We start from the raw sequence: 11,773 nt of genomic DNA, 5'->3' as shown, positions 1-11,773 counted from the left end.
TATCCCGAATTCTGGATCAACCTGCGTTTCGGTTTGACGGTCGCTGCACCGGAGAGCGGTTGTCATGTTTGCCTGCGGGCAAGGACCGAGGGCGAGGTCGACGCGTTTCATCAGGCCGCACTCGGTGCCGGCGGCAGTTCGGATGGTGCACCGGGCCTGCGGCCGCATGATCGTGTGCGCTATTATGCGGCGTACATCCGTGATCCCGACGGCAATCGGGTCGAAGCCGTCACATTTCCTCTCGAGGAAACCGAGCCCCTACGATAAACCCCTACAAGCGCCGGGCGATTTCCGCCTCCATCGCGGCCGAGCCTTCGGGCATGCTGGCCGCGGCCTCTTGCAGCCGCGGCAGGATATCTTCGACCCGCTCGGCCTTGAGGATATCCACCGAAAAATTGGTGCGGATGAATTGCGTGCTACGCATGTGTGCGATCAGCGCCAGCAGCGGCTCCCAAAAACCGTCGATGTTGGCAAGCAGCACCGGCTTGGCATGACGGCCGAGCTGCTGCCAGGTCAGCTGCTCGACCAGCTCCTCAAGCGTGCCGATGCCGCCGGGGAGCGCCACAAAGGCATCCGAATGCTCGAACATCAACCGTTTGCGTTCATGCATGTCGGGGGTGACGATCATCTCCTGCACGCGCTTGAGCGCGTTTTCCTTCGCCGTCAGGAACCCCGGGATGATGCCCGTTACGGTACCGCCGTGATCGAGGACCGAAGTTGCTACGGCGCCCATCATGCCCACAGAGCCGCCGCCATAGACGAGGCGAACACCGTTCTCGGCCAGCACCTTGCCGAGCGCCCTGGCGGATTCGATGAAACGAGGATTGGTGCCGGCTCCCGAGCCGCAATAGACGCAGACGGTTTTGATCTTGCTCATATTAGTGATGTGGCATCGCAGCGTAGACCAGTCAAACCCTAACGGATTCGTTTCGCGAGCAAAATTCCGGCAAGCCTCGAAAATGATAGGAACAATTTGTGTCTCGCCAGGCTGTACGCGGAGCCTAAACGCTCTATATGACTGCGGGATGCGAGCTGATCTCAAAATGTGCGAGCCGAATCGGGCCGCCAAATCGCGCCGGGCAGGGCTCGATGGCGCAGTCTGACGTTAGCGTGCCGGTCCACCCGGCGCCATCTCCCGACAGATCGATCGGACAGGCGACCCTCGCCGGGACGCTTGCGCATCTGTGGCCCTACATCTGGCCGGGCGACCGCGCCGATCTGAAAATGCGCGTGGTCTGGTCGGTGGTGCTGTTGCTCGCCGCCAAGCTTGCAACGCTCGCGGTACCTTTCACGTTCAAATGGGCGACCGACGCCCTGACCGGCGCGGACAGCGCGCCGGTCGAGGCCTCGAACTGGGCGCTTTGGGTCGTGGCATCGCCGGTCATCATGACGCTCTGTTACGGCGCGTTGCGGGTGCTGATGGGCGCCTTGACACAGTGGCGCGACGGAATTTTCGCCCGCGTGGCCATGCATGCGGTGCGCAAGCTCGCCTATCTCACCTTCGTTCATATGCACGAACTCGCGCTACGCTTTCATCTGGAGCGCAAGACCGGCGGACTGACCCGCGTGCTGGAGCGTGGCCGCAACGGCATTGAAACCATCGTGCGGATGGTCATCCTGCAACTCGTGCCGACCATCGTCGAGGTGACGCTGTTGATGGCGGTGCTGCTGTGGAAGTTCGACTGGCGCTATGTCGTGGCCACCCTGACCATGGTCGCGGTCTACATGTATTACACCTACATCGCGACCGAGTGGCGGATCGGCATCCGTCGCAAGATGAACGACTCCGACACCGACGCAAACACCAAGGCGATCGACTCGCTCCTCAACTACGAGACAGTGAAATATTTCAACGCAGAGCAACGCGAGGCGGCGCGTTATGACCGCTCGATGCAGCGCTACGAGCAGGCGAGCGTGGAGGCCTATACCTCGCTTGCCGTGCTCAATGCCGGCCAGGCCATCATCTTCACCGCGGGACTGACCGCAACCATGGTGATGTGCGCGTTCGGGGTGCGCAGTGGGCGCAACACGGTCGGCGACTTCGTGATGGTCAATGCCATGATGATCCAGCTCTACCAGCCGCTCAATTTCATGGGCATGGTCTATCGGGAGATCAAGCAGGCGATCATCGACATCGAGAAGATGTTCAACGTGCTGTCGCGTCCCGCTGAAATCAGGGATGTTCCCGGCGCGCCGCCGCTGCTCGTCACATCGGGCACTGTGCGTTTCGAAAATGTGCAGTTTGCCTATGACCCGGACCGGCCGATACTCAAGGGCCTCACCTTTGAAGTGCCGGCCGGCAAGACGGTCGCGATCGTCGGGCCGTCGGGTGCCGGCAAGTCGACCATTTCGCGCCTGCTGTTTCGCCTCTATGACGTCTCAAGCGGCCGGATCACGATCGATGGTCAGGATATCCGCGACGTCACCCAGGCCTCGCTGCGCGCCTCGATCGGAATGGTGCCGCAGGATACCGTGCTGTTCAACGACACCATCCGCTACAACATCCGCTATGGCCGCTGGGATGCGACCGATGCGGAAGTCGAGGAGGCCGCCCGGCTGGCGCAGATCGATGGTTTCATCCGGATGTCCCCCAAGGGCTACGAGACGCAGGTCGGCGAGCGCGGCCTCAAATTGTCGGGAGGCGAGAAACAGCGCGTTGCGATTGCGCGCACGGTCCTGAAGGCGCCGCCGATCCTGGTGCTCGACGAGGCGACGTCGGCGCTCGACAGCCATACCGAGCGCGAAATCCAGGATGCGCTGGAGCGGGTGTCGCGCAACCGCACCTCGCTTGTGATCGCCCATCGGCTCTCGACGATCGTCACGGCCGACGAGATCATCGTCCTCGATCAGGGCCGTATCGCGGAGCGGGGCACCCATGTCCAGCTTTTGGCAAGCAGCGGGCTTTATGCCAGTATGTGGAACCGGCAGCGTGAGGCGCAGGAGGCCCGGGAGAAGCTGGCGCGGATTGCCGACGAGAACGAGGCGCCCAACCGCGCGCCGCCGCCGGTGGACGATGATGGGCTGGTGACACCGGCTGCCGCGGAGTGATTTTGCGGCTTTCTTCCTTGCAAGGGAGAGGGCAGAGCCCTCGTGAATTTTGAAATGTCGATAGCCAATTCCATCCGCGCACAAATTCCGCCCATTCATCCCGAAGGTTATCCCTTCATCGGCGGCTTTGCGCTGTTAAGCCTGGTCCTGTTCTGGCTGTGGTCTCCCTTGGGATGGATCGGCACGGTTCTGACCGTCTGGTGTGCGCTGTTCTTCCGCGATCCGATGCGGGTGACGCCGGTGCGTGAAGGCATCGTGGTGGCGCCCGCCGATGGACGCGTTTCGATGGTCTCGCGCGTCCTGCCGCCGGCCGAACTCGGACTGGGCGACAGGCCGCTGCCGCGCGTTTCGATCTTCATGAGCGTCTTCAACTGCCACGTGAACCGCAGTCCGGTGACCGGTCGTATCGACCGTATCGCCTATCGGCCGGGCAAGTTCATCAACGCCGAACTCGACAAGGCCAGCGAAGACAACGAACGCAACTCGCTGGTGATCTCCTCGGCAAACGGCCGCATCGGCGTTACCCAGATCGCCGGGCTCGTCGCGCGCCGGATCGTCTGCTTCGTGCGGGAAGGGCAGGCGATCGGGGCGGGCGAGCGTTTCGGATTGATCCGCTTCGGCTCGCGCCTTGACGTCTATTTGCCGGAAGGCACGGTACCGCTGGTGTCGGAGGGGCAGACCGCGATCGCCGGCGAGACTATTCTGGCCGATTTTCGCCTGAGCGATCCCGGCCGGACCTACCGCGGCAGTTAACCACACGGGCGGGCTGGCGGTTGGGGCGATCAGGCCGCGGCTGCGATGGCGAAGCCGCGACGGGTTGTTATATAGTGGTGCAATGAGCACAGATCCGAAATACCTCGAATTGCGCCGCCGCCGGTTTCGTCCGATCCCGGTGCGGATGCTGGTTCCCAATTTCATTACGCTGCTGGCGATCTGCGCCGGTCTGACCGCTATCCGTCTGTCCACGGAGGGGCGCATGGAATTGGCGGTGGCAGCGATCGTATTCGCCGCCGTGCTCGACGGCATCGACGGCCGCGTCGCGCGCATGATCAAGGGCCAATCGAAGTTCGGCGCTGAACTCGACAGCCTCGCCGACTTTGTCAACTTCGGCGTCGCTCCGGCCTTGATGCTGTATTTCTGGCAGCTGCACGAATTGCACAACGGCGGCTGGATTGCCGCAATGGTGTTCGCGATCAGCGGTGGGTTGCGGCTGGCGCGCTTCAACGCGACGATGGACGATCCCAACCGGCCGGCCTATGCGGCCAACTATTTCACCGGCGTTCCAGCGCCCGCCGGCGCGATCGTCGTGTTGCTGCCGATCTATCTGGCATTCCTCGGCCTGCCCAAGCCGCCGGCCGCGGTAACGGCGGTCTTTACCTTTGTGATCGGCTGCCTGATGGTCTCGCGCCTGCCGGTCTTCTCCGGCAAGACGGTGCGCATGCGCGTGCCCCCGGAGATGGTGCTGCCGGCGTTCGTGTCGGCGGTCTTTTTCATCGCGCTTTTGATCGGCTATCCCTGGTACATTCTATCAGCAGGTACGGTAATTTACCTCCTGAGCCTGCCGGTCGGGTGGAAGTCCTATCGCGACCATAAGCGCAAGGCGGAGGCGCATTCCACCACGTCAATGGCTGCAAGCGTTCATTCGGAGCCATCGTCGGCGTACCTGTCGGCCGTCAATGATGATGAGCGGCCGGCGCGCCTGAACTGACCGAAATCATTGCTCCAGACGAAAACTCGCGGGTCCCCACGGGCTGCTTTTTGCCGATCTCGCGGCGGTCGGCTATATGCCTTCGGCAAATTCCTTTTGCTTTCGAAAAAGCTGGAGAACGCCGTGACGAATTCCGCCCCCGCGCCGCTGTCCGCCGACCTGCTTGAGGCCCTGGCGCGCTATGATACGCCCACCATCTGCAATGCGATGGAAGTCGTTGCGCCGGAGCGCCGCCTGATCGGTTACACGACCAGGCCCCTGGTCTGTCCGTTTCCGGACCTGCCGCCGATGGTCGGTTATGCGCGGACGGTGACGATCCGTTCGGTGCTCAAGTCCGCGCTTCCGGCCGACGAGCAGGCGCGGCGGCGTATCGCTTATTACGAATATATGGGCACCGGTTGGGGCCCGCGGATCGCCGTGATCCAGGACATCGACGGTCCCGACGTCGGCTATGGCGCATTCTGGGGCGAGGTGCAAAGCAATGTGCACAAGGCGCTCGGCTGCCTCGGCGTCGTTACCGACGGTTCGATCCGCGACATTCCGCAATGGGCGGCTGGCTTCCAGGCGCTGGCCGGCTCCATCGGCCCGTCGCATGCCTGGGTTCATGCCGAGAGCTTCGGCGGCGAAGTTCGCGTCGCCGGCATGACAGTGCGTTCGGACGACCTCATTCATGCCGACCAGCACGGCGCGATCGTGATCCCGGCTGATCTCGCGGCGAAGATCCCCGAGGCCGCCGAACTGTGCGGTCGCCGCGAGACGCCGATCCTCGAAATTGCCCGCAGCAGCGATTTCAGTCTTGAGAAGCTGAAAGAAGCGTTGAAGCGCTCGGCCGAGATTCATTGAAAATTCCCGCGGCATGCAATTGGAAGGCAAGACCGTTCTGGTTACCGGATCGACCGACGGTGTCGGCCGTTACGTCGCACGCAAACTGGCAGAGGCGGGCGCGCAGGTCCTGCTTCACGGGCGCGACCGCGAGCGCGCTCATGCGCTCGCCGACGAGATTCACCGGCTGGGCTACCGCAAGCCGGTATTCTATCCGGCCGACCTCTCTTTGCTCGCCGAGGTCCGGAAACTTGCGGAGGCTGTGGCCGGTTCGCAGCCGCAGCTCGATATTCTCATCAGCAATGCGGGGATCGGAACATCCAAGCCGGGCCCGCAGCGCTGCGTCAGCCAGGACGGCCACGAACTGCGCTTTGCCGTGAACTATCTCGCCGGATTCCTGCTCGTGCGGATGTTGCTACCCTCGTTGAAGGCGTCGGTGCGCTCGCGAATCATCAATGTCTCTTCGATCGGCCAACAGCCGATCGATCTCGATGATCCGATGATAACAAAGGGCTATAGCGGCACGAGGGCCTACTGCCAGAGCAAGCTCGCGCAGGTCATGTTCACGATCGATCTTGCGGAGGAGTTGGCCGGTTCAGGCATTATTGTGAATGCCCTGCACCCGGCGACCTATATGAACACCACCATGGTGCGCCAGGGAGGTATCACCCCGATGTCGACGATCGAACAGGGCGGCGAGGCGATCCTGCGTCTTGTGACGGACGATGGCATCGGCAGTGGCCTGTTCTTCAATGGCCTGACGCAGGCGCGCGCCAACCCGCAGGCCTATGATCGAGCCGCTCGCCAGCGGTTACGCAGGCTGAGCTTCGAGCTCACGGGTTTGGCGGACCTTTGAGCGAGGCGGCCGCGGGCGCCGCCATGGTTAGCAAAATGTTACGGCCAGGCGGCTCCGCCAGTGCACCATACGAAGGTTGAAATCAGGACACGAGCGGAGCCATCCGTCATCGTACCGCAGCATGCGCAGGCTCTTGTCCCTGGCGCCAGGATCTGATGCAGGACGCATTCTCGAACGGCTTAACCTTTACGCCTCTTTAATGGCCGCCCCGTAGGGTTTGAGGCGCGCGGCTCGGAGGGGGCTGCGCGACCGGCCAGGACGGCCGGTTGTTCGCGCAGGCGTTGGAGTCTCCCATGGATATTATGACGGGCGCCGGTCTTGTGGCCGGCATCATTGTCATCGCGACGATGATGCTGCTTGGTGGCTCGTTCGAGCTATTCGTCAGCGAACATGCGGCCATCATCATTTTCGGCGGATCGATCGCCGCCACCATGATCCGTTTTCCCCTCAACGTGATGCTGCACGGCCTGCCGCTGGGTGCGAAATTCGCGTTTACGATGAGCCGGCTGTCGGCCCATGACCTTGTCGACGAGCTCGCCCGCATTGCCGAGATCGCCCGCAAGCAGGGTCCGGTAGGTCTCGAAAAGGTCGAGACGGACGAACCATTCCTCGCCAAGGGAATCCGCTATATCGCCGACGGCTACGACATGGAATTCATTCGCGACAATCTCGAGCGCGACCGCGACAATTTCCTGATGCATCTCGACGAGGGCAGCAAGATCTACCGCGCGATCGGCGACTGCGCCCCGGCCTTTGGCATGATCGGTACGCTGATCGGCATGGTGCAGATGTTTGCGAACATGACCGACCCCTCCAAGCTCGGCCCGTTCATGGCGACCGCGCTGCTGGCGACACTGTACGGCGCGCTGGTGGCCAACCTGTTCTGCCTGCCGCTCGCAGACAAACTGCACGGCAAGCTGCTCGACGAGGAGACCAACCGCACCCTGATCATCGACGGGATCCTGATGATCCGCGATTCCAAGAGCCCGACGCTGGTTCGCGAAATGCTGCTGGCCTACCTGCCGGAAAAGCATCGCCATACGGAGGCCGAGGAGGTCGCCGCATAGCGTTGCGGATCTCGCGGCGGAAGATCGATCATGGCCAAGAAGAAGCGCGGCGATGCACACGGCGGAGGACACGGCTGGTTCGTGACCTTCGCCGACCTCATGGGACTGATGATGAGTTTCTTCGTGATGCTCGTCGCGTTCTCCACAATGGACAACAACAAGCTGAAGATCGTTGCCGGATCGATGCGCGATGCGTTCGGCGTGCAGACCGACGTGCGCTATTCCGGCATCATCGAATCTGACGGCCTGCCGACACGGCCCAAGCTGAAGAACGTCGATCACATCCCGCCGGAAGAATCCTCCAACACGCCGACCCCGGACCAGCAGGATCGCAACCAGGTCGCCGGCGCCCGGTTGAAGGTCGATCGCGAATTTGCTCTCGCCTCCGCCTCGCTGCGACAGGCGTTGCAGGACATGCCGGAGATGACCGAAATCTCCAAGCACATCATGTTCGAGGAGACCAAGGAGGGCCTCAATCTCGAGATCGTCGATCAGGACGGCCGCTCGATGTTCGCGGAGGGATCAAAGGTACCTTATGAGCGGACGCGCCGGCTGATCCAGAAACTCGCCGCGCCGCTGAAGGCGACGCCGTTGCGGGTCGCGATCGCCGGTCACACGTCGGCCGGCTATATTCCGACCCGGAGCGATTACGACGCGTTCGATTTGTCGGCTGATCGGGCGAACGCAGTGCGCCAGATCCTCGAGCGGGAAGGGCTGCCGCCGTCCCACATCTTCGCCGTCTCCGGCAAGGCCGACACCCAGCCGCTGTTTCCCGATGACCCTTCATTATCGGCAAACCGCCGTGTGACCATCACCTTGATGCGTGAAAATCCGCCGCTGCCGCCCAACCTGAAACCTTAAGTTAGCTACCATAATACCGTTGATTTAGAGCAGCCGGTATCTATTTAGCAAATGCGATATTTGCATGCCGTGGGTCTAAAATCGGACTAGGCTATGCGTCAGGCGCAAGGCTATAAGCCGCGTCGCTTTGCGACTGCGCAATGAACCTCGTTGAGGCTTCTCCACCGAATGAAAAGTGATGTTACAGCTCCCGCCTCGGAAGCGACGGCGGCCAACGGGCATGGGGAAGCCCACTCCGCGGCCGGCCTCAAGGCTCTGCTGATCGGCAGTATCGGCGTCGTCTACGGCGATATCGGCACCAGCCCTCTCTATGCCTTGCGGGAAGCTGTGGTGGCGGCCAGCAATGGAGGGGAGGTGACCAGTGTCGCCGTTATGGGGGTCACTTCGCTGATCCTGTGGGCGTTGATCATTGTGGTGACGCTGAAGTACGTGCTGATCCTCCTGCGTGCCGACAATCACGGCGAGGGTGGCACGCTGGCGCTGATGGCGCTGGCACAGCGCGCTGTGACCAAGGCGACCGGCTCCGCCACCAGCAAGGCAGCTTCTATCATCGTCCTGCTCGGGATTGCGAGCGGTGCGCTGTTTTACGGCGATGCCGTGATCACGCCGGCGCTGTCGGTGCTGTCTGCGATCGAAGGCATCAAGCTCGTGACCGAGGCGCTCGAACCCTATGTGGTGCCGCTGACGGTCCTCATCCTGGTGGCGCTGTTTGCTGCCCAGTCGCGCGGCACCGCCCGGGTGGCGGCCTTCTTCGGACCCATCATGTGCATCTGGTTCGGCGTTATTGCGATCGGAGCGATCATGCCGATCATGCGTCGGCCGGAGATCCTGCTGGCGCTCAATCCCGTGCACGCCGTCGCCTTCATGCTTCATCACGGCATCATCGGATTCGTGACGCTTGGCGCAGTGTTTCTGGCCGTTACCGGCGCCGAGGCGCTCTATGCCGACCTTGGCCATTTTGGCAAACGTCCGATCCAGACGGCTTGGCTTTTCATCGTGTTGCCGTCGCTCGCACTCAATTATCTTGGGCAGGGTGCCCTTGTCATCGCCGATCCAAAGGCGATCGAAAACCCGTTCTATCGAATGTTCCCGGAATGGGCGCTGATCCCGATGGTCGCGCTATCGACTGTTGCGACCGTAATCGCCAGCCAGGCGGTGATCACCGGCGCCTATTCGTTGACTCAACAGGCGATCCAGCTTGGTCTGCTGCCGAGATTTGAAATCAGGCATACCTCGGAATCGCAGTTCGGCCAGATCTATATTCCGCGCATCAACATCCTGCTTTTGATTGCGGTGATGCTCCTGGTGCTGATGTTCCGATCGTCCAGTGCGCTGGCTTCGGCCTACGGCATCTCGGTGACCGGCACCATGGTGGTCACGGGCATGATGGGATTCGTCGTTATCTGGCGGGTATGGAGGTGGTCGCCGATTGCCGCGGCTGCGCTGATCGCGCCGTTCCTGTTTCTCGATCTGACGTTTCTTGCCGCCAATCTACTGAAAGTGCTGGAGGGCGGCTGGGTGCCGCTCGCGCTTGGCGGGATCGTGATGCTGCTGATGTATACCTGGCGCCGCGGCACCAAGCTGCTGTTCGAGAAATCGCGCAAGCTCGAGTTCCCGCTGGCCGAACTGGTGACGATGCTGGAGAAGCGGCCGCCGCAGCGCGTCCCGGGCACGGCGGTGTTTCTGACCAGTGATCCGATCAGCGCGCCGACGGCGCTGATGCATAGTTTGAAGCACTACAAGGTGCTGCACGAGAAGAACGTCATTCTCACCATCGAGACCGCTGCGACCCCGCGCGTCCATCCATCGGAACGCGTACGGCTCGAGCAGGTCAGCAACACCTTCACCAAGGTCGCGCTGAAGTTCGGATTCATGGAGTCGCCGAACGTGCCGAAGGCACTTGCGATTGCGCGCAAACTCGGCTGGCAGTTCGACATCATGTCGACCTCCTTCTTCCTGTCGCGCCGCGCGCTTAAGCCGGCGGCGCATTCGGGGATGCCGCGCTGGCAGGACCATCTTTTCATCGCGCTAAGCCGGACCGCGAACGACGCGACAGATTACTTCCAGATTCCCAGCGGTCGCGTGGTCGAGGTCGGAACCCAGGTGACCGTATGAGCCGGCTCTGGCGGGCAATTGAGCCCTGAGACGCTTGATTTTCATCGCGCCAAGCGCGAGGTTGGCGGCGAATAGACGCGGCGTTCGAGTGGAGACATGAGTGACGAATCAGGGGCACCGGGTTCACGATTTGGCGGTTGAAGAAGTCTGCCGCGGCATGTCCGAAGGACGCTATCTTCTGGTCGATGTCCGTGAGCCCAATGAGGTCGCGGTCGACGCCTATCCCGGGGCGGTCGTGGTGCCGTTGTCGAACTTCGACCCCCGCGCCATTCCCGATCCCGGGGGCAAGCAAGTGGTTTTCGCCTGCCGCTCCGGCAAGCGGTCGGTCACCGCCTCGCTGGCGGCCCAGGCCGCGGGACTGCCTTACGACAAGCATCTGGCGGGCGGGATGCTGGCCTGGAAAGGCGCTGGTCTGCCGACGAATCCGGGCGATTGATCGTTCCCATGGTCTCCATGAACAAGGTATTTGGTGATCTGCCGGTCACCGTCTTTGAGGCGATGTCGCAAGCCGCCCGCGACAACAACGCGATCAATCTCGGTCAGGGCTTTCCGGACGACCCGGGTCCGGAGGATATCCGAAAAGCCGCCGCCGATGCCGTCCTGAACGGCTATAACCAGTACCCCTCGATGATGGGCATCCCGGAGTTGCGGCAGGCGATCGCCAGGCATTACCAGCACTGGCACGGCCTCAAGCTCGATCCCATGACCGAGGTGATGGTGACCTCGGGGGGGACCGAGGCGTTGACCTCGGCCATTCTGGCAGTCGTTGAACCCGGTGACGAGGTGGTCGTCTTCCAGCCCGTCTATGATTCCTATCTTCCGATCATCCGGCAGGCCGGCGGCATCCCGCGCCTGGTGCGGCTCGAACCGCCGCACTGGCGGCTGAGCGAAGAGGCGCTGCGCGGCGTCTTCAACCGCAAGACCAAGGCGGTGCTGTTCAACAATCCGCTCAATCCGGCTGCCGTCGTCTACCCGCGCGAGGACCTCGAATTGCTGGCACGATACTGCCAGGAATTCGATGCGGTCGCGATCTGCGACGAGGTCTGGGAGCATGTCGTCTTCGACGGGCGGCAGCACATTCCGCTGATCACCATTCCCGGCATGCGCGATCGCACGATCAAGGTCGGCTCTGCCGGGAAGATTTTTTCGCTTACCGGCTGGAAGATCGGCTTTGTCTGCGCCGCGCCGCCGCTGCTGCGGGTTGCCGCCAAGGTGCATCAGTTTCTGACCTTCACCACCGCGCCGAACCTTCAGGTCGCCGTCGCTTACGGCCTCGGCAAACCGGACGACTATTTT

The 11,773-nt window shown here is 62.3% G+C and carries 12 protein-coding genes; 11 read left to right on the top strand and 1 reads right to left on the bottom strand.

Annotation, left to right across the window (positions count from 1 at the left end):
* Positions 1 to 267: VOC family protein (locus NEZ08_RS03420; protein WP_298103524.1), on the top strand; the 267-nt coding region annotated here is incomplete at its 5' end.
* A gap of 4 nt (positions 268 to 271) precedes the next feature.
* Here the strand turns inward: NEZ08_RS03420 and NEZ08_RS03415 are convergent.
* A complete protein-coding gene (locus NEZ08_RS03415; RefSeq protein WP_298103522.1) occupies positions 272 to 877 on the bottom strand; it encodes a TIGR00730 family Rossman fold protein in 606 nt (201 codons plus the stop codon).
* 212 nt (positions 878 to 1,089) lie between these two features.
* Here NEZ08_RS03415 and NEZ08_RS03410 point away from each other — a divergent pair, with 212 nt between their 5' ends.
* The 10 genes from NEZ08_RS03410 to NEZ08_RS03365 form a co-directional block, all read left to right on the top strand.
* Positions 1,090 to 3,048 carry an ABC transporter ATP-binding protein/permease gene (locus NEZ08_RS03410; protein WP_298103519.1) on the top strand — a complete coding sequence of 653 codons (1,959 nt, stop codon included), beginning with the start codon at positions 1,090 to 1,092 and terminating at the stop codon, positions 3,046 to 3,048.
* A gap of 54 nt (positions 3,049 to 3,102) precedes the next feature.
* Positions 3,103 to 3,801 (top strand): phosphatidylserine decarboxylase, encoded by a 699-nt coding sequence (locus tag NEZ08_RS03405; protein ID WP_298103516.1) that lies wholly within the window; start codon positions 3,103 to 3,105, stop codon positions 3,799 to 3,801.
* Between the two features lie 82 nt (positions 3,802 to 3,883).
* Positions 3,884 to 4,756, top strand: a complete 873-nt coding sequence (gene pssA, locus NEZ08_RS03400; protein WP_298103513.1) for a CDP-diacylglycerol--serine O-phosphatidyltransferase — start codon at positions 3,884 to 3,886, stop codon at positions 4,754 to 4,756.
* A 123-nt stretch (positions 4,757 to 4,879) separates the two neighbouring features.
* Complete coding sequence (locus NEZ08_RS03395; RefSeq protein WP_298103511.1) at positions 4,880 to 5,599, top strand: RraA family protein; 720 nt, start codon at positions 4,880 to 4,882, stop codon at positions 5,597 to 5,599.
* 13 nt (positions 5,600 to 5,612) lie between these two features.
* On the top strand, positions 5,613 to 6,434 hold the full coding sequence (locus NEZ08_RS03390; RefSeq protein ID WP_298103509.1) for an SDR family NAD(P)-dependent oxidoreductase: 822 nt from the start codon (positions 5,613 to 5,615) through the stop codon (positions 6,432 to 6,434).
* 293 nt (positions 6,435 to 6,727) lie between these two features.
* A complete protein-coding gene (locus tag NEZ08_RS03385) occupies positions 6,728 to 7,501 on the top strand; it encodes a MotA/TolQ/ExbB proton channel family protein (RefSeq protein WP_298103508.1) in 774 nt (257 codons plus the stop codon).
* Positions 7,502 to 7,531: 30 nt separating this feature from the next.
* Positions 7,532 to 8,362, top strand: coding sequence for a flagellar motor protein MotB (locus NEZ08_RS03380; RefSeq protein WP_298103506.1), 831 nt, complete (start codon positions 7,532 to 7,534; stop codon positions 8,360 to 8,362).
* 168 nt (positions 8,363 to 8,530) lie between these two features.
* Positions 8,531 to 10,477 carry a potassium transporter Kup gene (locus NEZ08_RS03375; protein WP_298103503.1) on the top strand — a complete coding sequence of 649 codons (1,947 nt, stop codon included), beginning with the start codon at positions 8,531 to 8,533 and terminating at the stop codon, positions 10,475 to 10,477.
* Positions 10,478 to 10,577: 100 nt separating this feature from the next.
* Positions 10,578 to 10,913: a rhodanese-like domain-containing protein gene (locus NEZ08_RS03370; RefSeq protein ID WP_298103500.1), complete on the top strand. Its 336-nt coding sequence runs from the start codon at positions 10,578 to 10,580 to the stop codon at positions 10,911 to 10,913.
* Positions 10,914 to 10,921: 8 nt separating this feature from the next.
* The coding region (locus NEZ08_RS03365; RefSeq protein ID WP_298103498.1) for an aminotransferase at positions 10,922 to 11,773 on the top strand (852 nt) is incomplete at its 3' end.

Origin of the sequence: Bradyrhizobium sp. (assembly GCF_027451485.1) — a bacterium.
Taxonomy (GTDB): Bacteria; Pseudomonadota; Alphaproteobacteria; order Rhizobiales; family Xanthobacteraceae; genus Bradyrhizobium.
This window is presented reverse-complemented; position numbering and strand designations above follow the sequence as displayed.

Coding starts and splice junctions, on each gene's coding strand:
- NEZ08_RS03415 (WP_298103522.1), bottom strand. CDS start 877: ATGAGCAAGATCAAAACCGTCTGCGTCTATTGCGGCTCGGGAGCCGGC.
- NEZ08_RS03410 (WP_298103519.1), top strand. CDS start 1,090: ATGGCGCAGTCTGACGTTAGCGTGCCGGTCCACCCGGCGCCATCTCCC.
- NEZ08_RS03405 (WP_298103516.1), top strand. CDS start 3,103: ATGTCGATAGCCAATTCCATCCGCGCACAAATTCCGCCCATTCATCCC.
- pssA (WP_298103513.1), top strand. CDS start 3,884: ATGAGCACAGATCCGAAATACCTCGAATTGCGCCGCCGCCGGTTTCGT.
- NEZ08_RS03390 (WP_298103509.1), top strand. CDS start 5,613: ATGCAATTGGAAGGCAAGACCGTTCTGGTTACCGGATCGACCGACGGT.
- NEZ08_RS03385 (WP_298103508.1), top strand. CDS start 6,728: ATGGATATTATGACGGGCGCCGGTCTTGTGGCCGGCATCATTGTCATC.
- NEZ08_RS03380 (WP_298103506.1), top strand. CDS start 7,532: ATGGCCAAGAAGAAGCGCGGCGATGCACACGGCGGAGGACACGGCTGG.
- NEZ08_RS03375 (WP_298103503.1), top strand. CDS start 8,531: ATGAAAAGTGATGTTACAGCTCCCGCCTCGGAAGCGACGGCGGCCAAC.